Annotated in this window: 16 protein-coding genes; 5 read left to right on the top strand and 11 right to left on the bottom strand. The window is 71.4% G+C overall.

Annotated features, from left to right (window positions below):
• Positions 1-7: 7 nt before the first annotated feature.
• Entirely contained in the window at positions 8-583 is a 576-nt protein-coding gene (locus DEJ33_RS07265) for a DUF2231 domain-containing protein (protein WP_111194579.1), read from the bottom strand.
• Between the two features lie 72 nt (positions 584-655).
• A complete protein-coding gene (locus DEJ33_RS07260; RefSeq protein ID WP_111194578.1) occupies positions 656-2,833 on the bottom strand; it encodes an ATP-dependent Clp protease ATP-binding subunit in 2,178 nt (725 codons plus the stop codon).
• A 199-nt stretch (positions 2,834-3,032) separates the two neighbouring features.
• Here DEJ33_RS07260 and DEJ33_RS07255 point away from each other — a divergent pair, with 199 nt between their 5' ends.
• Positions 3,033-4,331: a heparan-alpha-glucosaminide N-acetyltransferase domain-containing protein gene (locus DEJ33_RS07255; protein ID WP_181432820.1), complete on the top strand. Its 1,299-nt coding sequence runs from the start codon at positions 3,033-3,035 to the stop codon at positions 4,329-4,331.
• Here DEJ33_RS07255 and DEJ33_RS07250 read toward each other — a convergent pair.
• The 3 genes from DEJ33_RS07250 to DEJ33_RS07240 form a co-directional block, all read right to left on the bottom strand.
• Positions 4,276-5,703, bottom strand: a complete 1,428-nt coding sequence (locus DEJ33_RS07250; RefSeq protein ID WP_111194576.1) for an MFS transporter — start codon at positions 5,701-5,703, stop codon at positions 4,276-4,278. The two genes, DEJ33_RS07255 and DEJ33_RS07250, sit on opposite strands and share 56 nt — an antisense overlap.
• Positions 5,704-5,842: 139 nt before the next feature.
• A complete protein-coding gene (locus DEJ33_RS07245; protein ID WP_111077475.1) occupies positions 5,843-6,166 on the bottom strand; it encodes a twin-arginine translocase TatA/TatE family subunit in 324 nt (107 codons plus the stop codon).
• A gap of 195 nt (positions 6,167-6,361) precedes the next feature.
• Positions 6,362-8,989, bottom strand: a complete 2,628-nt coding sequence (locus DEJ33_RS07240) for a glycoside hydrolase family 2 protein (protein ID WP_111194575.1) — start codon at positions 8,987-8,989, stop codon at positions 6,362-6,364.
• A 296-nt stretch (positions 8,990-9,285) separates the two neighbouring features.
• Here DEJ33_RS07240 and DEJ33_RS07235 point away from each other — a divergent pair, with 296 nt between their 5' ends.
• The 3 genes from DEJ33_RS07235 (at position 9,286) to DEJ33_RS07225 (ending at position 12,667) form a co-directional block, all read left to right on the top strand.
• Positions 9,286-9,708, top strand: a complete 423-nt coding sequence (locus DEJ33_RS07235; protein WP_111194574.1) for a pilus assembly protein CpaE — start codon at positions 9,286-9,288, stop codon at positions 9,706-9,708.
• Positions 9,709-9,777: 69 nt separating this feature from the next.
• A complete protein-coding gene (locus tag DEJ33_RS07230) occupies positions 9,778-10,608 on the top strand; it encodes an aldo/keto reductase (protein ID WP_111194573.1) in 831 nt (276 codons plus the stop codon).
• A gap of 154 nt (positions 10,609-10,762) precedes the next feature.
• Positions 10,763-12,667, top strand: coding sequence for an Ig-like domain-containing protein (locus tag DEJ33_RS07225; protein WP_111194572.1), 1,905 nt, complete (start codon positions 10,763-10,765; stop codon positions 12,665-12,667).
• Between the two features lie 121 nt (positions 12,668-12,788).
• Here DEJ33_RS07225 and DEJ33_RS07220 read toward each other — a convergent pair whose 3' ends face one another.
• Entirely contained in the window at positions 12,789-13,940 is a 1,152-nt protein-coding gene (locus DEJ33_RS07220) for a class I SAM-dependent methyltransferase (protein WP_111077471.1), read from the bottom strand.
• 162 nt (positions 13,941-14,102) lie between these two features.
• Between DEJ33_RS07220 and DEJ33_RS07215 the strand changes: the two genes are divergently transcribed.
• Entirely contained in the window at positions 14,103-14,807 is a 705-nt protein-coding gene (locus DEJ33_RS07215) for a GntR family transcriptional regulator (protein WP_111077470.1), read from the top strand.
• Positions 14,808-15,019: 212 nt separating this feature from the next.
• Here the strand turns inward: DEJ33_RS07215 and DEJ33_RS07210 are convergent, their stop codons facing one another.
• The 5 genes from DEJ33_RS07210 to dnaK all read right to left on the bottom strand — a co-directional run bounded on the left by DEJ33_RS07210 (position 15,020) and on the right by dnaK (position 21,150).
• On the bottom strand, positions 15,020-16,912 hold the full coding sequence (locus DEJ33_RS07210) for a hypothetical protein (RefSeq protein ID WP_111194571.1): 1,893 nt from the start codon (positions 16,910-16,912) through the stop codon (positions 15,020-15,022).
• A gap of 84 nt (positions 16,913-16,996) precedes the next feature.
• Positions 16,997-17,407 (bottom strand): heat shock protein transcriptional repressor HspR, encoded by a 411-nt coding sequence (locus DEJ33_RS07205; protein ID WP_110903820.1) that lies wholly within the window; start codon positions 17,405-17,407, stop codon positions 16,997-16,999.
• Between the two features lie 110 nt (positions 17,408-17,517).
• Positions 17,518-18,528, bottom strand: coding sequence for a DnaJ C-terminal domain-containing protein (locus tag DEJ33_RS07200; RefSeq protein ID WP_111121872.1), 1,011 nt, complete (start codon positions 18,526-18,528; stop codon positions 17,518-17,520).
• A gap of 30 nt (positions 18,529-18,558) precedes the next feature.
• Positions 18,559-19,281, bottom strand: a complete 723-nt coding sequence (locus tag DEJ33_RS17450; protein WP_220034458.1) for a nucleotide exchange factor GrpE — start codon at positions 19,279-19,281, stop codon at positions 18,559-18,561.
• A 3-nt stretch (positions 19,282-19,284) separates the two neighbouring features.
• Positions 19,285-21,150, bottom strand: a complete 1,866-nt coding sequence (gene dnaK / locus DEJ33_RS07190; protein ID WP_111194570.1) for a molecular chaperone DnaK — start codon at positions 21,148-21,150, stop codon at positions 19,285-19,287.
• Between the last annotated feature and the right edge of the window lie 48 nt (positions 21,151-21,198).

Raw genomic sequence — 21,198 nt, 5'->3', positions numbered from 1 at the left:
GGACCGGTCACGCGGACTCGGGCACCCCGTCGGCCTCGTAGGGGACCTCGCCGTCGCGGCTGACTCCGGCGCGCTGCCGGTAGGACAGGTGTCCACCCAGGTACCCGCCGACGCTGACGACCGTGAGTCCGGCGAAGCCCAGGAGCTTCCCGGCCCCGGTGTTGCCGCGCTTCCGCTGCAGCCAGGAGAACCCGTAGAGCGTCAGTCCGACCCAGTTCACGGCCTGGTGCACCCAGCCGGTCCGGAGCTGCTCGCGGTCCAGAGCCGACCAGTCCACGTAGCCGGCGACGCTCGCGCTGCCGGCGGAGACGACACCGACGCCGACGAGGGTCTTCGCGGCCTTCGCGTTGCCGCGGCCGCCGACCAGGTCGAGGACCGCCGCGGAGATCCAGGCGCCCAGCGGCACCTGCACCATGAGCGGGTGGATCGGGTGCCCGAACGGGACACCGTGCAGCAGCTGCCGCAGAGCGCGGGGGCGAGCCAGCGCGCGCACCACCTTGCGGTCGAGGTCGACGGCCTTGTCGAGGACGCTGGCGTGTTCGATGGATTCGGTCAGGCGGCGCAGGGCGCGGATCTCCGGCATGGTGCCGAACCTAGGCCTGCGGGCCCGCGCCGGTCTCAGGGACCGGCGCGGGCCCGGGTCTACGGCCGGTCGCTACTCCGCGACGACCCCGTCCACCTCGCCGACCGCGAACGGCTCGACCAGCAGGCCCTCGCCGTCGTTCGCGACGTCAACACGCACGGTGTCGCCGTCCCGGACGTCGCCGGCCAGGATCGCCCGCGCCAGCTGGTCGTCGATCTGCCGCTGCATGAGGCGGCGGAGCGGCCGGGCACCGTACGCCGGGTCGTGCCCGCGTTCGGCGAGCCAGGTCCGCGCGGCCGGCGTGACCGCGAGCTCCAGCCGTCGGTCGGACAGGCGTCGGGCGAGCCGGTCGACCGAGATCGAGACGATCTGCCCCAGGTCGTCCTGCGTGAGCGCCTGGAACACCACGATGTCGTCGAGGCGGTTGACGAACTCCGGCCGGAATGCCTGCCGGACCAGGTCGCGGACGGAGTCCTCGCGCTGCTCGGGCGTCAGCGTGCTGTCGGTGAGGAACTGCGACCCGAGGTTCGAGGTGAGGATCAGGATCGTGTTCCGGAAGTCGACCGTCCGGCCCTGACCGTCGGTGAGCCGTCCGTCGTCGAGCACCTGCAGCAGCACGTCGAAGACCTCGGGGTGGGCCTTCTCGACCTCGTCGAGCAGGATCACCGAGTACGGACGGCGCCGGACGGCTTCGGTGAGCTGCCCGCCCGCCTCGTACCCGACGTACCCGGGCGGGGCACCGATCAGCCGTGCGATCGAGTGCTTCTCGCCGTACTCGCTCATGTCGATGCGGACGAGGGCCTTCTCGTCGTCGAACAGGAACTCGGCGAGCGCCTTCGCCAGCTCGGTCTTGCCGACCCCGGTGGGCCCGAGGAACAGGAACGAACCGGTCGGCCGGTCCGGGTCGGAGATGCCGGCACGGGTGCGGCGGACCGCTTCCGACACGGTGCCGACCGCGGTGCGCTGCCCGATGATCCGGCGGCCGAGCTCGGTCTCCAGGTGCAGGAGCTTCTCGGTCTCGCCCTGCAGCAGACGCCCCATCGGGATGCCGGTCCACTGGGCGATGACGGCGGCGATGTCCTCGTCGGTGACGCTGTCGTTCACCATCCGCTCACCCTGCTCGGCCTGTTCGGCGGCCGCGAGTTCGGCTTCGATCCGGGGCTTCTCGGCGTACTCGAGCCGCGAGACCAGCTCGTAGTCAGCCTCCCGCTGCGCCCGCTGGGACCGCATGTTGAGGTCGTCGAGCTCCTGCTTGAGTTCGCCGATGCGGTTGAGGTTCGCGCGCTCCGCCTGCCACCGGGCCTCGAGCGCGGCGAGCCGCTCGCCTCGCGAGGCCAGTTCGTCGCGGAGGGTGGCGAGCCGGGCCTTCGAGGCGTCGTCCTTCTCCTGCTTCAGGGCGAACTCCTCCACCCGCAGCCGGTCGACGCTCCGCTTGAGCTCGTCGATCTCGACGGGACTGGAGTCGATCTCCATCCGGAGTCGTGACGCTGCCTCGTCGATGAGGTCGATCGCCTTGTCGGGCAGCTGCCGCCCGGCGATGTACCGGTTGGACAGGGCCGCGGCCGCGACGAGCGCCTGGTCGTTGATCGTCACCTTGTGGTGCGCCTCGTAGCGCTCCTTGAGCCCGCGGAGGATGGCGATGGTGTCCTCGACGCTGGGCTCCCCCACGTACACCTGCTGGAACCGCCGTTCGAGGGCAGCGTCCTTCTCGATGTACTCGCGGTACTCGTCGAGCGTCGTCGCGCCGATGAGTCGGAGTTCGCCGCGGGCGAGCATCGGCTTGAGCATGTTCGACGCGGCCACGGAGCCCTCACCACCGCCGGCGCCCATCAGGGTGTGCAGCTCGTCGATGAAGGTGATGACCTGGCCGTCGGCGTCGTTGATCTCCTTGAGGACGGCCTTCAGCCGCTCCTCGAACTCACCGCGGTACTTCGCGCCGGCGATGAGCGCCGAGATGTCGAGCGAGACGAGCCGCTTGTCCTTGAGGGAGTCGGCCACGTCCCCGGCGACGATCCGCTGCGCCAGCCCCTCGACGACGGCGGTCTTGCCGACGCCCGGCTCGCCGATGAGCACGGGGTTGTTCTTCGTCCGACGGGTCAGCACCTGTGAGACCCGGCGGATCTCGGCGTCGCGGCCGATCACCGGGTCGAGCTTGCCGCTCCGCGCGATCGCCGTGAGGTCGACACCGTACTGTTCGAGGGCGGTCTTCTGCTTCTCCTGCGAGTCAGGAGCGCCCTGGAGGTTCGCCATGCGTTCCGTCCTTCCGTTGCGTTGTCGTTGGGTCGGCCGGCGCACACCAGCCGGACCGGAGTCCTCGGACCGTCCGGCTCACGGAGGCACCGCCCCACGAGCTTCCTGAGTCCACATGACTCAACTTTACGGGGAACGACCGCATTCCCGCCAGTCACGAGCAACCCCGACGAAACACCCCTCCCGCTGTGCTGGGGAGATGACCGCACCGAGAGCCCGCTCGACCCCGAGTCCACTCCGTTCCCCTGACCGCTCCCCCGACGGGCCGTCACATGCCCGGGCTTCCGCCAACCGCGCGACCCGCCTGGACGGGCTCGACCTCGCCCGTGGCCTGGCGGTGCTCGGCATGGTCGTCGCGCACCTCGGACCGCCGCACCCTGGCTTCGACTGGACGCGACCCGAGAGCTGGTCGGCGGTCGTCGACGGACGGTCGGCGGTCCTCTTCGCCCTCTGCGCCGGCGTCTCCCTGACCCTGATGACCCGTTCCCGCCCGGAGGGCGCCCCCGGTGCCGCGGACCTGGTCGTCCATCGTCGGCGGGTCCTGGTCCGGGCGGTCGCGCTGTTCGTCCTCGGGTCGCTCCTCATCGCACTCAACACCCCGGTCCAGGTGATCCTGCCCACGTACGCGGGGTGCTTCGTGGCGACGATCCCGCTCCTCCGCGCTCGCACCCGGACGGTCGCGGCAATCGCGGCGACAGCACTGGTCATCGGACCGGTCTGCACCGCGATCGGCCGGTCACTGCTGCACGACGCCGACGACCCGATCGTGCACGGTGTCCTGCTCGGCGCCTACCCGGGCATCCCCTGGTGGGGCGTGGTGCTGGTCGGACTCCTGGTCGGCAGACTCCCCCTGCGACGAACCCGGCTGCACCTGGTCCTCCTCGCGGGCGGCATCACCGCCGCGGTCGTCGGCTACGGCGGCGGGGTCCTCGCCCGGGCAGCCCTGGGACTCCCGCCCGGCACCGCGAGCCCGAGCGGGTCGGCGTCCGCCGGGTCGGCCGGCGGGAGCGAGCCGGCATCCGGTACGACGTCCGGCGCCGGGGCGGTCGGCGGCCTCCCGGATGCCGGACCGCACCTCGTCCCGAAGGGCGGTGGGACACTCGAGCACCCTGGCATCGACTGGGCCGGGCTCACCTCCGTGCAGCCGCACGCCGGGTCCACACCCGAGGTGCTCGGGGCGCTCGGGGTAGCGGTGGCGGTCCTCGCGCTCAGCCTCGTCGTTGCGCGTCCCGCCGGTGCCCTCCTCGCTCCGGTCCGTGCCGTCGGGGCACTCGCCCTGACCGTCTACGCCGCGCACATCGTCGTCCACGCCGCGCTCGACGCGGTCGCCGGTGACCGGTGGCACACGGAGTGGAGGGCGGCCCTCCTGGTCATCGTCGGCGCCGGTCTGCTGGCGACACCGTGGCGTCGGTGGCTCGGCGCCGGACCCCTCGAACGGTTGGTCAGGCGGACGAGTCGGAGCCTCGACGGTCCGGGTCCACGATCCCGACCGCACTGACGACGGCGCCGGCGAGCAGCAGCACGGCCATCACGACCATCGACCGGTGCAGTCCGTCGACACTCACCTCGCCGCCGAGGAACACTCCGGCGAGCGCGACCGTCACGAGGCCCGCGATCCGCGCGATGGCGTTGTTGACCGCCGAGCCCGCACCGGCCTCGTCCTGCGGGACGGATCCGAGGACGGCACTCGTCAGCGGCGTGACCATCGTCGCGATGCCCGCGCCGACCAGGACGAGCCCCGGCAGGACCGACCACCAGTACCCGGCTGGGTCGTCATCGGCGAGGAGCATGAGCAGCGCCCCGACCGCTGCGATCGCCGGCCCTGCCGCCATGAACCAGCGTGGCCCGAACCGGCCGGAGAGCGACCCGACGGTGGTCGACAGCGCCAGGAGCATCAGGGTCGGGGGCAGGGTCGCCAGCCCGGCGACCCACGCCGGGAAGCCCCAGACCTCCTGCAGGAACAGGGTCACGACGAAGAACACCATCCCGAGCGCCCCGTAGATGGAGAGCGTCGCGAGGTTGCCGACGGTGAAGTTCCGCGCGCGGAAGAGCCCGAGCGGCACGAGCGGCGACCCCGAGGCACGGCTCACCCGGAGCTCCCACGGCACGAACGCCACCAGGGCGGCCCCGCCGAGCACGAGCGCGCCGACGACCACCGGCGAACCCCACCCCAGTCGCTCCTGCTCGATCAGCCCGAGCACGACCCCGCCGACGCCGACCACGGCGAGCACCGCCCCGACGAGGTCGACCCGGGCGTGCGCACCGACCCGGACCTCGGCGGTGATGCGCCGGACGAGGGGGATCGTCACCGCGATGGGGATCGCGGTCAGCACGAAGATCCACCGCCACCCGATGCCGTCCACCACGACGCCGCCGACGACCGGGCCCAGGATCATCGCCGCACTCGACCAGGCCGTCCACGCCCCGATCGCCTTCGCCTGCGCGCCGCCGCGGAAGGCCGCGACGATCAACGCCAACGCGCTCGGGGTCACCAGGGCACCACCGACGCCCTGGAACGCCCGGGCGACGATGAGCACCTCGCCGGACGGCGCGATCGCGCAGATGACCGATGCGATCCCGAAGACGACGAGGCCCCACGTGATGATGCGCACCCGGCCGAACAGGTCCGAGAGCGAACCGGCGACCAGGATCAGCGACCCCAGGGTCACGAGGTACGCGTCCACCGTCCACTGCTGGACGACCAGCCCGCCGCCGAGCTCCGTCCGGATGGCGGGGAGGGCGACGTTCACGACGCTCGAGTCCAGTCCGACGACGAACGAGGCCAGGATCGCCACCAGGAGCACCAGGCGGCGGTCGTCGTGCAGTGGTGCTGTTGTCGCCGGGCGGTCTGCGGCGGCGGCGGACGTCATGGAGCCATCATGCGCCCATCGGTGGTCCGTCCGCTCCCCCGCGCAACCGGGCGTCGCCCGATCACGACGACAGCCCCCGTGCTCGTCGCACGGGGGCTGTCGTCGGTCCCGGGGCCGGGATGCCGATGGGAACGGCGGTCTAGAGGGAGCGGGAGTCGCCGTTCGGCGGCGTCGAGGGGCCGGGGTTCACGACCGGCTGCTGCACGCCGTTGGAGCTCGGGTACTGCGCCGTCGGCTGCTGGACGGGGGCGGCGGTGTGCACCGGCGCGTTCGCGTCGTACGCGGTGGCGTCCTGCGCGGCGGCTCCGGTCTTCTTGCGGTCGTCGGTGTCCATCTCCTTCTTGAAGACGTTGATCGACTGGCCGAGGCCCTTGGCGAGCGCCGGGAGCTTCGTCGCACCGAACAGCAGCAGCACGATGCCCAGGATGATCACCAGGTGGACTCCGGTGAGGCCTTGCAACATGATGACTCCTTCGGTACTGGAACTGGTCGCCGTCCGACCAGTGTGCCTGGTCGCGTTGCCCGGTCATCGTCGACCGGCCCGGCGGTGTCCCGCTGTCCGTCCATGCTAACTCCCGCTGCCCGGGAAGCCCAGACGCGTGCGGCAACGGACACTGTTCATCCAGGCTCGTGGCGCGGACCCCGCACGGGAACCGGGTCAGTCGGCCAGCACCCGGTCGAGCGTCCAGAGCACCGGCGCCGAGGTCAGGGCCGCAGCGTCCGCGCCCGTCACCCCGCCGACGCGGTACTCCACCCGCTCACCGGGCAGGAGCGTCATGAACCCACGGTCGACGGTGCCCGTCGGCGACACCCGGTCCGGCTGGACGAGCAGGTCCCGAACGAGCGAGTCCGCCTCCACGACCATCCGCACGCCGGAGCGGTCCGGCTCGTCCGAGACCGTCACACGGTAGTGCGCGGGCTGCCAGCGCATGTCCCGGTCCGGGGCGGGCGTCCAGACGGCACGACGCCAGTCCATGTCCGCCACGACGAGCTCACCACGCGCATCCGCGACCACGCCGACGGAGGCCGGCAGGCGCACCACGGCGACCCCGGGGCCGTCGAGGACCACCGGCAGGTACTCCTCGGCCAGGATCTGCCCGGCGAGGTCGATGCGCCGCACCCGGACGACGGAGTCGATGCCGTTCCGCGACGAGCGCACCGCGACCTCGATCGGGGAGCCGGCCGTGTCGGAGACCGGCAGCTGCGCGGTCGGCGGGTGCGCGCCTCCCGACCGGTCGACCCGCTCCGTACCCGGGGCGAGCGGCGTCACCGCGGTGACCACGGTCGAGACCGGCCGGATCGTCACCAGCACGTCGTCGTACAGGCGACGCAGTTCGTGCGCGAGCGGCTTGCGGCGGCCCGCGGAGTCGATGGCGGACCACGACGAGACCGACCACAGGTCGTTGAGCTGCCACACGATGACGCCGGTGTTGCGCGGCCAGTGCGTCCGCCAGTGCTCGACGCCGGTCGCGATGGCGCGGGACTGCTGCAGCTGCGTCAGCCAGTGCCACCGGTCGAAGTCCGACTCCCAACCCTCGCCGAAGCGCGGCTCGAGGCCACGGGCCAACTTGCCCATGCCGTCGTCGGCCTTCTGGTGGTGCACCACACCCGGCGACGTCGGGGTCATCGGTTCGTCGGTCACGGCCTCGCGCAGGGTCCGCCACGCGGGCGGCGCCTGCCAGCCGAACTCCGCCACGAAGCGCGGGACCGAGTCCCGGTAGTGCTCGTCGGACACCCGGTTCCAGACGTCCCACGAGTGGTGCGTCTCGTGGTCCACGTCGTTCGGTTCGAGCGACTCGGAGCCCGACCAGGGCGAGGCCACCGTGTAGAAGCGGGAGGGGTCCACCGCGTCCACGATCGTCGGCAGCAGGTCCAGGTAGTAGTCGAGTCCCCAACCGCGGTCGCCGAGTTCCTCGCCCCAGCCGTCGGCGTCGTGCAGCCAGATGTTCTCGTTGTTGCCGTTCCAGACCACCAGCGACGGGTGCCGCGACAGCCGCGCGACGTTGTCCCGTGCCTCGGCGACGACCTCGCTGCGGATCGGCTCGATCTCGGGGTACGAGGCGCACGCGAACAGGAAGTCCTGCCACACGAGCAACCCCAGCTCGTCGCAGCGCTGGTAGAAGTCGTGCGACTCGTACACACCACCGCCCCAGACCCGGACGAGGTTCGCGTTCAGGGCCACGGCGGCGTCGAGGCGCTCGGCGTACCGCTCCTTCGTGACCCGCGAGACGATCACGTCGTCCGGGATCCAGTTCACCCCGCGGACGTCGATGACGGTGCTGTTCACACGGATCGCGAACGGCCGTCCGACGGAGTCCTCGGCCGTGTCGACGACCACCGAGCGGAAGCCCGTCCGGAACGACGAGCGATCGAGCACGTCGCCGTCGACGGTCTGCAGGTGCACCTCGACGTCGTACAGCGGCTGCGGGCCGTACCCGCGGGGCCACCACAGTTCGGCGTCCGGGATCCGGACCGTCACGACGGCCTCGTCCTCCTTCGGCGTCACGGTGACGCGCGAGCGCTGCTTCGTCCCGTGGCCCGACACCGTGACGACGAGCACCAGGTCGTCGTCCTCGCCGTCCTGGTCCAGGTCGTTCATGCCGGAGCGCTCGAACGCGACGTGCGCGTCGAGGACACCCTCGCCGGCCTCGACGTCCACGAGGGGCCGGACGTCACGCAGCCGAGCGGTGGACCAGCGCTCGATGGCGACCGAGCGCCACGGCCCGCTCGTGACGGCGGTCAGGCCCCAGTCCCAGCCGAAGTTCGAGGCCATCTTGCGCACGTACGGGAACGGTTCGTCGTACGGCCCCGGCATCGTGCCCGCACGCGCTGCGACCCGCTCGGCCTCGCGGTACGGCGACTCGAACAGGATCTCGAGTTCGCGGTCGGTGCTGGCGTTCGTGCCGTCGGTCATGTCGAGCAGGTCGAACCGGTAGCGCCGGTGCATGTTGCGCGTCGTGCCGACCTGCACGCCGTCGAGGGTCAGGGTGGCGACGGTGTCCAGGCCGTCGCAGACCAGGTCGACCCGCTCGAACCCGCGCGGGTCCACGTCGACGGTCCGGCGGTACAGCCAGTCGGTCTGCCCGACCCACGCCGTCGTCGCCTCGTTGCGGTCGGAGGTCGGGTCCGGCAGCAGCCCCTCGCGCTCGAGGTCGGTGTGCACCTGGCCCGGGACCGTCGCCGTGAGCGCCCGGCCACGGACGACGTCGGGGACGCTCCCGCGTCCCCCTTCCTCGGCCGCGGACACGGTCCAGTCGTCGCGGAGTTCCTCGCGTTCGAGGGTCATGCGGGTCCTTCTCTGCTGGGGGTCGGTCCGCGTCGACCGCGGTCCGGGACGTCGTCCCCCGGTCCGCCACCCCCGTCGGCCACGGCCGGGAGGCTCGGCACCGGTCCCCCGGCGGTCGTCGCGTCACGCACGTGGATCGACGGGCGACCGCACGCGGGATGCTCGGTGATGCTAGTACGGCTGTCCGTCATCCAGGTCCGGAACCGGTCCACGTCGTCCCGAGTGCGCGAGGAGAGCGCGATCCCGGCCCCGCGCCTCCCGGGCGACTCCGACGGTCGAGTGCCAGGCTGGGGCGCATGATCAGTGTCGAACTCGCCCGCTCCCTGCGTGACGCCGGTCTCCGGTGGCACCCGGAGACCGGCGACCGCTTCGTGATCGACAAGCCGGAGGTCGACGACGACGTCTACACGGTGTCGGAGATGACCGTCGAGCGGCACGACCACCCGACCGGGACGTTCCTGGGCTTCAACGGGACGACGGAGTGGGCGCTCGACTCGGTCTCGGCCGCCGAGTCGCTGTGGCTGCCCCGGGAGGACCAGCTCCGGGAACTCCTCGGTCCGTCGTTCGCGGGGCTCACCCGAGAGTCCGGGACGGACGACCGGACGGTGTGGACGGTGACGGCCGTGATCGCCGGCGAAGACCGCTCCTTCGCGGCCGTCGACCCGGCGATCTCCTACGCGCAGGCGTTGGCCGCCTACATCACCGCCGCGCTCGAGTAGCACCGGGACGGACCAGCCCGCCTGGGAACCCAGGGACGACTCGTGGGGCCACGGGTGTTGTCTGGAGGCATGACCGTTCCGAACATCACGCTCAACGACGGACGCACGATCCCGCAGCTCGGCTTCGGCGTCTTCCAGATCGACCCCTCCGAGACGAAGGCAGCGACCCTCGCCGCGCTCGAGGTCGGCTACCGCCACATCGACACCGCCGAGATGTACGGCAACGAGAAGGAGGTCGGCGAGGCCATCGCCGAATCCGGCATCGACCGCTCGGAGATCTTCGTCACCTCGAAGCTCAACAACGGCTTCCACGCTCCCGAAGCAGCCCTGGAGAACGGCAGGAAGTCGGCCGAGCTGCTCGGTGGCTACACCGACCTGTTCCTCATCCACTGGCCGCTGCCGACCGTCTCGGACTTCGTCCCGACGTGGAAGGCGCTCGAGGAGCTCTACGCCGCCGGCACCGCTCGCTCCATCGGCGTCTCGAACTTCCAGGCGCACCACCTGCGCCGACTCATCGCCGAGGCGACCGTGACGCCCGCCGTGAACCAGATCGAGGTGCACCCGTACCTGACGCAGGACGAGCTGCGCGCGGTGGACACCGAGCTCGGCATCGCGACCGAGGCCTGGTCACCGATCGCGCAGGGCCTCGTGCTCGACGACGAGACCATCACCCGCATCGCCGGTGCCACGGGCAAGACGCCGGCACAGGTGGTCCTCCGCTGGCACATCCAGCGCGGCGACATCGTGTTCCCGAAGTCGGTCACCCGTTCGCGCGTCGAGGAGAACTTCGCGATCTTCGACTTCGAGCTCTCGGACGAGGACATGACCGACATCTCGACGCTCGACAAGGGGCACCGCACGGGCCCCGACCCCGACACGTTCGACTTCGTCCCGGCCTGATCCATCGCGGAACGAGGAGAGCCCCGGCCCGATGGTCGGGGCTTTCGTGCGTTCCGGCGACGTGCGCGGATGCGCATTGCATTCGAGATATCACCAGCATATTGCATGCAACATACAGCCTGTCCATGCGCTCCGCGTGGACAGGAAGGAAACCATGCGCAAGATCAACCGAGCCACCGCCGGAGCAGCCTTCGGCATCGTGCTCGCCGCCGGCTTCGTCCCGGCCGTCGCCTCCGCCGCGACCGCATCGTCGGACGCCCCCGCGATCCCGGGTGCGACCGCCGAGCGCCCGATCACGGACAGCCGCACCAGCATCGCGAAGATCCAGGGGGTGGCCGCCCAGGACGAGCGGAACGGCAACCGCCTGTTCGTCACCAGCCAGGCCACCCCGGAGGCCCAGGTCACGAGCACCGTCGCGAACGGCACGCTGAAGATCGTCGATGCGTCCGGGAACGTGCTCTGCATCGGCTCGGCGGCGGCGGACCGACCGAACCTCTACAGCTGCGAGCTCGAACCGCTCGTCTCCGGTCCGCAGACGATCACGGCAGCCGTCGTGAAGGCGAACGGCACCTACAGCACGCCCACCCAGGCGGAACTCGACGCGTACGCCGCGACACCGACCATCGAGTCGGTGACCCGGGACGGCGACGACCTTGTCGTGGCCGGGCACACCAACCGGGAGGCCCGGGTCGAGTCCTCGATCGACCGCACCTCCGTGCTCACCGAGACGGACACGGACACCGACGGCAGCTTCCGGATCCGGATCCCGGGCGGCGCCACCGCCGAGCAGGCCTTCGTCCGCACGGTGAACGACGCGATCCCGGCGGACACCCACGACCACGACGAGTTCGCAACGAGCAACTGGGCCCTGGCGTCCACTGACTCCGAAGCCGGCTCGGGCGAAGAGACCCCCGCACCCGGCGACGGCTCCGGCGAGGCCCAGGCGCCGGTCTACGACGTCACGAGCCCCGCCGCCGGTGCGACGGTCCGGACGGCGCAGCCGACCTTCACCGGCCACGGCCGCCCCGACGGTCGCGTCGCCGTCCAGACCGCGAGCGGCGAGACGCTCGGGGTCGCGACCGCCGACACCGACGGCAGCTGGGAGGTCACCCTCGAGGGCACGCTCCAGCTCGGCGGCAACGACATCGCCGTCTCGTTCGAGAACCCCGACGGCAGCTGGACGAAGCGTGTCACCCAGGAGGTCACCCGCGTCGCACGGACCGATGCCTTCCGGATCACGACGCCGGCCGATGGTTCGACGGTCACCGACCCGCGGCCGACGATCGAGGGTGCCACGGTCGGCTCGTACCGCCGCATCTCGGTGCAGGACGAGAACGGCACGACGTACGCGTCCGGGTCCTCCGACGCCGAGGGCGACTTCCGGCTCACCTTCGACGAGGACCTCCGTGCGGGCGTGAACACGCTCTCGGTGCAGTACCAGGAGCAGGGCGGCAACTGGGCGTCCTCCCCGTACACGCTGCACTACGACACGGATGCCGGCGAGGAGCCGGGCTCCGGCGAGGGCGAACAGCCCGGCGACGGCGACGAGGCCCCGGCCCCGGCCGAGGTCCAGGTCAGCACGACGCGCCTCGATGACGCCGACGTGGTACTCGGCCTCTCCGGCGCCGAGGGCACGGAGGTCACCGTCGTCGCGAACGGCGTGACCGAGCGCGCCACGATCGGGGACCAGGGCCTGGCGAGCGTCGTCGTGCCGGCACCGGCGGCGACGACCACGACGGCGCACGTCACCTCGACGAACGGCGACCGTTCGGCGGAGCAGGACGTCGTGATCGGTGACGGAGCGCACCCGTCCGACCAGGTGACGGCCGCGGTCGTCAGCTCCAGCGCGCTGACCGGCAGCGCCGAGATCGACGCCTGGGGCCCGGCCTCCGGCATCGGCGGGCTGCAGGCGGAGGACGCCGACGGCAACCTCCTCGCCTACGGCACCATCGGCGCGGACGGCTCCGGGCACCTGACGGTGACCGGCCTGACCGCGGGCGAGCACGTCCTCACGATCGTCTCGGGCGGGCTCTCGACCCAGGTCACCGTCACCATCTGACGCTGACCGATTGCAACGGCCCCGTCCTGCCGACGCAGGACGGGGCCGTCGTCCGTCATCCGGGCCTCCCGTGCCGGTGACTCACCACGTCTGGCGTGCTGGCTCCTCGGGGTCCGCCCGATCAGGGCTGCGCGACCGACGCAGTCACGGTGAACCTCGCGGTGCGCACGACCTGCCGGGTCGGTCCGACGACCCGCTCGAGCACCGGTCGGTACCGCAGGTGCGAGTTCCACACCGTCCAGAGCTCGCCACCGGCGCGCAGCACCGACGCCGCGTTCCGGAACATCGCCTCCGCCGCGTCGGTCGACACCGTCGTGTCCGCGTGGAAGGGCGGGTTGCAGAGCACCAGGTCGGCGCTGTCCTCGTCGAGTTCGTCGCCGGCGTCGCTCCGGACGGTGCGCACCCGGTCCCCGACGCCGTTCAGGTCCGCGGTCATCCGTGTGGAGGCGACGGCCGCGGCCGACACGTCCGTCGCGACGACGTGCACCCGCGGGCGTCGTCGAGCCACCACGGTGGCGATCACCCCGTTGCCGCAGCCGAGGTCGACGACCTGGCGGGCCTCCGGGACGGCGTCGTCGAGCGCGTCGAGGAGCACCCGGGTCCCCAGGTCGAGCGTCGCACCGGCGAACACGCCACCGTGAGCGGCGACCGTGATCCCGAGCTCGTCCTGGTGCACGCGGCGCGGCCAGGGATCGGTGACGTCGGCACGGGCAGCAGCCGCGCGCAACGGGTCGGAGGCGATGAGCAGGCGTGACTTCCCGCGCCCTCGACTCGCCACGACCTCACCGAAGGACCGGCGGAGGACGTCGTTCTGCGACAGCGACATGTACTTGGTCCGGCCACCGCACAGCAGCACCACGTCCGGTGCCGCGTACCGGGCGACCGCGCGGGCGACCTCGTCGAGCCGGTCGTGCGACTTGGTGAGCCGGAGCAGGACGAGCCGGGCGTCCCGGAACGACTCCTCGAACCCCTCCGGGTGGTGGAACCCGCGACGTCCGAAGGTCCCGGCGCTCGCTTCCAGCGCGCGTTCCCCGACGAGCGAGTCCTGCACCACCCGGACGTCGCTCGCGCCGTGCAGCGCGAGCACCCCGAGCGTGAGGACTCCGTACCGGTCGTCGACGACCGTGACGGCACCAGGATGGCGGAGCGCGTCGCCGTGCACGTGCGGAGCCTCGTCGAGCAGGAACCGATCGGTGCCGTCGATGGCGATGAGGTCCGGTCCCTGTTCCCGGGGGTGGCGCCGGAAGTGGTCGACGAAGTCGGAAGCGGACATGTCCCCGAGCGTACCGACGCCACCCCGGCCCTCCCCCGGCCGGGCCGTCGCGTGCGCAGGTCGCAACGGCGTCCGGTATATCACACGCGACAAGTGTGAGCAGGACTCCTACGCTCAGGGGAGGTCGGGTCCACCGGCTCCAGGACGCAGCGGGAGGGGTAGATGTTCGCACCGCGACCCAGGGCCGGGACGAGGAAGCTGCTCCGCGACGTCGCCCGTGACCGGCTCCGCAGCGAGATCATGAGCGGGCGGCTGCGCCCGGGCGACCGGTTGGACGACGACGAACTGGCCGAGCGGCTCGGGTGCTCCCGGACGCCGGTCCGCGAGGCCCTCGCCGACCTCGACCGCCTGGGGCTGGTCGAGTTCTGCGCGAACCGGTACACGCGGGTCGCCGTCCCGCGGGACGAGGACGTCCTGCCGGCGCTGCAGGCCCTCGGGCTGCTGTTCGGCGGACTGGTGCGCGTCTCCGTCCCGACGCTCAGCGACCAGAACCGCGCCGCGCTGTTCCGACGACTCGGGGTCCTGCTCGACTGCATGCAGACACCGGGCTGGCGGGCGACGGCGGACGCGGCGACCCCGGTCTACCGGACGTTCATCAGCGAATGCCGGAACCCGATGCTGTCGGCGGCGCTCCGCGCGTCACTCGACGGCCTGACCTTCCGGCTGCGCAGCGACCGTCTGCACGAGTCGCTGCCGTGGGAACACATCCGGAACGGCGTCGTCGCGCTCCGGATCGCGGTGGACAGCAGGGACGGTCGACTCGCCGAGCGCGCCACCTGGGCTGTCCACATGCTGCCGGACCCGGACCGCAGCAGCCCGCAGGTCGACGACGGGCAGCGCACCGGAGCAGACCGGACGGACCGCTGACCGTGTGCGGTGAGTGCATGCGAGCGGTGATCGATGCCGTCCGTGCGCGTCGTCCGGGGGCACGGCGAACGCGGTGCGCCCCGTCGGACGAGGCGCCGACCGGCGTCCCGCCGTGCTCGTCGTCCCCCAGCGCACTCCGCGCCCTGCTCGACCCTCCGCCCGACGCCTGACGACTGGCGCCTGACGCCTGAGCAGCAGAACGCCCGGGACGGTCAGCGCTCGGCAACCAACCGCACGCTCGAGGTCGTCGTGTTCGCGCCCTTCGACGTCGCCGTCGCCACGACCACGTGGTCGCGGGCCTCGAGCGCCGGCGTCCGGATGACCCAACGACCGTCGCCGTCGGCCACGGTGTGCCCGAGACCGTCGACGACCCCGCCCTGTTCACCGAGGTCGATCGCAGCTCCCGGCGCGGCCACCCCGGCGATCCGCACCTCCGGCCAGACGGGCGACACGGGGAACCCGTCGCCGGGAGACGTGATGCGCACGGCCGCGCCGTAGTCCAGGCGCACCGGCACGGTGTCGGTGTCCTGGCTGCGGACCCGCTGGACGACCTGGAGCGCGAACACGCCCCCGCGACCCGGAGCCGACACCGAGACCGTCCAGTTGCCGTCCTCGCCGACCGTGGTGCCGACGAGGACACGGGCGCCGTCCCGGACCTCGACCCGGGCGCCCGGCTGCCCTCGTCCCGCCACCGTCGCACGCTCCGAGACGTCCGCCGGGAACTGGGCCGAAGCGGTCAGGGCGGCGATGACCAGCCGGACGTCGACGTCGGCGCTCGCGACCTCTTCGCTGCCCTTCCGAGCGACCAGGTGGACGGGGTTCGTCCCGTTTGCCAGACCGGTGAGACCGAAGTTCCAGGAGCCGGTCGACGAGGGCGTGACCGACCGGGTGACCTCGGTGCCGTCGCGCTTCCAGGTGACCTCCACCGACGTCGTGCCCGCCGGTGCGGTGCCGACGAGGGTCGCGGTGCCGTCCACCACGTCGACGTCCTCCACGGTCGCCTGCAGGCCCGCGCCGGTGACCGTGGTCGTCACGGTCGCGGTCGTGTCGAAGGTGCCCGCGGCGACGGAACCGGCGAGCGTGCCCCGCAGCGAGCTCGTCGTCGTCGTGATGCCGATCGGCGTCTCGATCCGCATCGCGAAGCGGAACTGCTGACCCGCGGCGATCGCCCAGTTCCGGCTGCCGAGGGAGAACGAGTACGTCCTGCCGTCGGCCGAGCGGGATCCGCTGACGAGCGAGTCGCCGCCGAAGTCCTTCCAGGTGGTCCCGTCCCGGTACTGACCGGTCTGCCGGTCCTGGCCCGGCGCGAACGTGGTGCCCTCGGGCGCCGTGAAGACCAGGGTGCCGGTGGGCGTCGTGAAGGCGGACTGCGCGGTGTAGCCCGCGTACACCGTCGTCGTGGCACCGCGCGGCAGGTCCGCCGTGCCGACGTTGCCGGTGATCCGCCCCGGCTTCGCCGGGTCGGTGATCGTCACCGTCACCGACGTCTGGTCCCGGTACTGCCCGTCGACGTACTGCTGGAAGACCAGCGTGTTCTTCCCGACCTGCAGCCCTGTGACGGTCGTCTCCCACGTCCCCGTCCCGGCGTCGCTCGCGGTGGCGACCTGACGGCCGTTCAACCGGATGCTCGCCTTCCCCATCGCCGTTCCGGTGATCCGAGCGGTCCGTCCCACGTCGTCCTTCGACGCGACCTGCGCGGTGATCGCCCGCTGCGGGTACGGCCGCGTGACCGGTGAGCTGCTCACCGTTCCCGAGTTCTTGCACCCGATCAGGCAGGCGTAGGTCCAGAACCGGGGGGTCCGGGTCTCGCCGTACCGCCACCCGGCGAAGGTCGCGGTCGACGTGCCGCCGTCCCAGTGGTAGTCGCCACCGACGTTCCCGACGTGGATCTGACAGGTCGTCTCGAACAGCCCGCAGCGTGGCTTCCCGGTGACCCGGTAGGTCCGGTCGTCGATCGGCGTCAGGCTGACGCCTGTCGGCGTGTTCGCGACCGTCCTGGTCGATCCCGGCGGCGCCGATGTGGTCGTCGCCGACGCCGGCCCTCCGGCCACCAATGCGGAGACGACGACCGCCGTGGCGGCCATCGCGATGGTCGTGATGCGCATGGACTCCTCCTCGTGTCATGACTCGGTCCGAGCCAGGGCACACCGTAGGGAGGATCAGGATGCGCTACAAATTCGGTATATCACTCAGCGCTGGGGCCGGTAGAGCACGACCGCCGTGTTGCGCTGCGGCCGCATCCCGGCACGGAGCGGCACCGCCGCCCCGGTCGTCGTCGCGGCGAACACCCGAGCGCCCGGACGGCTGATCAACTGGTCGGCGAGGGCGCGCTCGAGCTCCCGGACCCGAGTCCGGAGCGCGCGGTTCTCGTTCTCCAGGTCCAGGACACGCCGGATCCCCTCCAGCGACACCCCCTCGGATCCCAGCCGCGCGATCTCCCGCAGCTGCGCGACGTCCCGCATTGAGTACCGACGGGACCCGCCGCGGGTCCGTCCGGGGACGACCAGGCCGAGCCGGTCGTACTGCCGCAGTGTCTGCGGGTGCATCTCCGCCAACTCGGCGGCGACCGCGATCGCGAAGACGGGCGAGGTCTCGTCCATGTCGGCCATCTGAGCGCTCCTAGCGGGACTGACGGGAGGCTCGGTGCGGGTTCCTGACGGAGCCGCACCGAGCCTCCCGGCCGGGTCTGGTGGTGATGTGGTGCGTGACGCTAGCCGCGCGCCTTGGCGAGCAGGTCCTCGCGCGGGTCCTCGTCGGGCAGGGCTGCGGCGAGGGCGTCGAGCGCCTCGCGCGCCTTGTCCGACAGGTGGGACGGCACCGCGACCTGGACGGTGGCGAGCAGGTCGCCCGTGCCGTTCTTGGTCGTGACGCCGCGGCCCTTGACGCGGAGGACCCGTCCGGACGGCGTGCCGGGCGCGACGCGGAGCTTGACCGGCGCGCCACCGAGGGTCGGGACCTCGATCGTCGCGCCGAGCGCGGCCTCCACGAAGGTGACCGGCACGTCGACCCGCAGGTTGAGGCCGTCTCGCTCGAACACCGGGTGCTTCCGCACCGTGACGGTGACCACGAGGTCACCGGCCTCACCGCCGTCGGGGCTCTGCTCACCACGACCGCGCAGCCGGATCTTCTGGCCGTCGGCGACGCCCGCGGGGATGCGGACGTTCACCGGCCGGCCGTTGCCCTGCGCGAGCTTGACGGTGTCACCGGCGACGGCGGTGGCGAGGTCGAGCGTCGTCGTCGCGGTGACGTCACGCCCCTTCGTCGGACCGCCGAAGCCACGGAACCCACCGGTGTTCTGGCCGAAGCCGCCACCGCCGAACATCCCGCCGAGGATGTCCTCGAAGCCGCCGGCACCGCCGCCGCCCTGACCGAAGCGGACGCGCTGTCCGCCCCCGCCCTGGCCGCCGCCGCCGCCGAACATGCCGCCGAAGACGTCCTCGAAGCCGCCCTGGCCGCCCGGTCCGCCCGCCGTGAAGCGGGCCCCGGAACCCATCGCGCGGACCTGGTCGTACTCCTTGCGCTGCTCCTTGTCGGAGAGCACGGAGTACGCCTCGCTGATCTCCTTGAACTTCGACTCGGCAGCAGCGTCGCCCGGGTTGGAGTCCGGGTGGTACTGCCGCGCGAGCTTCCGGTAGGTCTTCTTCAGGTCGGCCTCAGAGGCGTCCTTGGACACCCCGAGGACCGCGTAGAAGTCCTTGTCGAACCAGTCCTGACTGGCCACGGCTCACCTCCCCTCTTCCGATGCCGGCCCTCAGGCCGGGACCGCCACGGCGACCTTGGCCGCACGGAGCACACGCTCGCCGAGCTTGTAGCCCGGTTCGACGACGTCCGCGACCGTCTGACCGGTGGCACCCGGTGTCGGGAGCTGGACGATCGCCTCGTGGATGTTCGGGTCGAAGGTCTCGCCCTTCTCACCGATCTGCACGAGCTTGAACCTGTCGAACCCGGCGCGGATCTTCTGGCCGATGACCTGCATGGGGCCCTCGGGCAGGTCCCCGTGCGCCTCGGCGCGGGTCAGGTCGTCGAGCGCGGGGAGGAGTGCACGCACCACCTCGGCGATCGCCACCTCGCGATTGGCCTCACGGTCGCGCTCGACGCGCTTCCGGAAGTTCACCAGCTCGGCCTGCGCACGGAGCATGTCCGCGCGCATCTCGGCGACCAGGTCGCGGTCGGACGGGGACAGGCGGTCCTCGGCGATGCCGGACGCGGCGTCGGCGAGCAGGGCCTCGTCCTCCGGGCTGAGGTCGGCCGCCGGGCTCGCATCTGCTGCGCCCCCGTTTGCCGCGCCTCCGTCTGCCGGGCTCCCGTCCGCCGCAGCGGGTGCGTCCGTCGGGACCTCGACGTCGGGGCCTTCAGCCTCGATCAGGTCCTCGGGTGCCGTCGCGTTGGTGGCGTCGCCCTCGACCTGCGGCTCCTGGGCGTCGTCGACGTTGTCGTCGTGCACGTTGCCGTCAGCGTTGTTGGAGTCAGCCATCGGTTACTTCTTGTCCTTGTCGTCCTCGTCGTCCACGACCTCGGCGTCGACGATGTCCTCGTCGTCACCGGCGGTCTGACCCTCCGCGCCCGCTTCCGGACCGGCAGCGGCGGCCGACTGGTCCTGGGCGTAGATGGCCTGGCCGATCTTGCCCTGCGACTCGTTGAGCTTGTCGAAGGCGGTCTTCACCGCGTCGTCGTCGTCTCCCGCGAGGGCGGACTTCAACGCGTCGACGTCGGCCTGCACCTCGGACTTGACGTCCGCGGGGAGCTTCTCGTCGTTCTCCTTGAGGAGCTTCTCGATCGAGTACGCGAGCTGCTCGGCCTGGTTGCGACGCTCGCTGGCTTCGCGACGGGCCTTGTCCTCGGCGGCGTGCTCCTCGGCCTCGCGGACCATGCGCTCGATGTCCTCCTTCGGCAGCGACGAGCCGCCGGAGATCACCATCGACTGCTCCTTGCCGGTGCCCTTGTCCTTCGCGGACACGTGCACGATGCCGTTGGCGTCGATGTCGAACGTGACCTCGATCTGCGGGATGCCCGCGGGTGCCGGGGCGATGCCGGTCAGCTCGAAGGTGCCGAGCGCCTTGTTGTCGCGGGTGAAGTCGCGCTCGCCCTGGAAGACCTGGATGGCGACCGACGGCTGGTTCGAGTCAGCGGTCGTGAAGGTCTCGCTGCGCTTGGTCGGGATCGCGGTGTTGCGGTCGATGAGCTTCGTCATCAGGCCGCCCTTGGTCTCGATGCCGAGCGAGAGCGGGGTGACGTCGATGAGCAGGACGTCCTTGCGCTCACCCTTGAGGACACCGGCCTGCAGCGCGGCGCCGACGGCGACGACCTCGTCCGGGTTGACGCCCTGGTTCGGCGACTTGCCACCGGTCAGCGACTTGACGACCTCGGCCACGGCGGGCATGCGGGTCGAGCCGCCGACGAGGACGACGTGCGCGATGTCGTTCACCGACACGCCCGCCTCCTTGATGACGTCGTTGAAGGGCTTCTTCGTGCGGTCGAGCAGGTCGGAGGTCATCTGCTCGAACTGGGCGCGCGAGATGGTCTCGTCGAGGTTCAGCGGGCCGTTCGCCGTGAGGGTGAGGTACGGCAGCTGGATGTTGGCGCTCAGCTGGCTCGACAGTTCCTTCTTCGCCTGCTCGGCGGCTTCCTTGAGACGCTGCTTCGCGATCTTGTCCGTGGACAGGTCGACGCCGTGCTCGTCCTTGAACTTCTTGACGAGGTGGTCGACGATCCGCTGGTCCCAGTCGTCGCCGCCCAGGCGGTTGTCACCCGAGGTCGAGCGGACCTGGATCGTGGAGAAGTCGTCGTCCTTGCCCACCTCGAGCAGGGACACGTCGAACGTGCCGCCACCGAGGTCGAAGACCAGGATGAGCTCGTCTTCCTTGCCCTTGTCGAGGCCGTACGCCAGCGCGGCCGCGGTCGGCTCGTTGATGATGCGGAGGACGTTGAGGCCGGCGATCTCACCGGCGTCCTTCGTGGCTTGGCGCTCGGCGTCGTTGAAGTACGCCGGGACGGTGATGACCGCGTCGGTGACGTCCTCACCGAGGTACTGCTCTGCGTCGCGCTTGAGCTTGCCGAGGGTACGGGCCGAGATCTCCTGCGGCGTGTAGCTCTTGCCGTCGATGTCGACCTTCCAGTCGGTACCGATGTGGCGCTTGACGCTCGCGATGGTGCGGTCGACGTTCGTGACGGCCTGGCGCTTGGCGGTCTCGCCGACCAGCACCTCGCCGTCCTTCGTGAAGGCGACGATCGACGGCGTGGTGCGGAGGCCCTCGGCGTTCGCGATGACGGTGGGCTCGCCGCCCTCGAGCACGCTGACGACCGAGTTGGTGGTTCCGAGGTCGATTCCTACTGCACGTCCCATGGGGCTCCCTTTCGTGGTGGATCAAAGTCTGCGCCGACTTGCGTCTGC

This window comes from Curtobacterium sp. MCPF17_047, from assembly GCF_003234045.1.
Lineage (GTDB): Bacteria > Actinomycetota > Actinomycetes > Actinomycetales > Microbacteriaceae > Curtobacterium.
The sequence above is the reverse complement of the archived record's forward strand: the minus strand, read 5'-3'. Positions and strand labels throughout refer to the sequence as shown.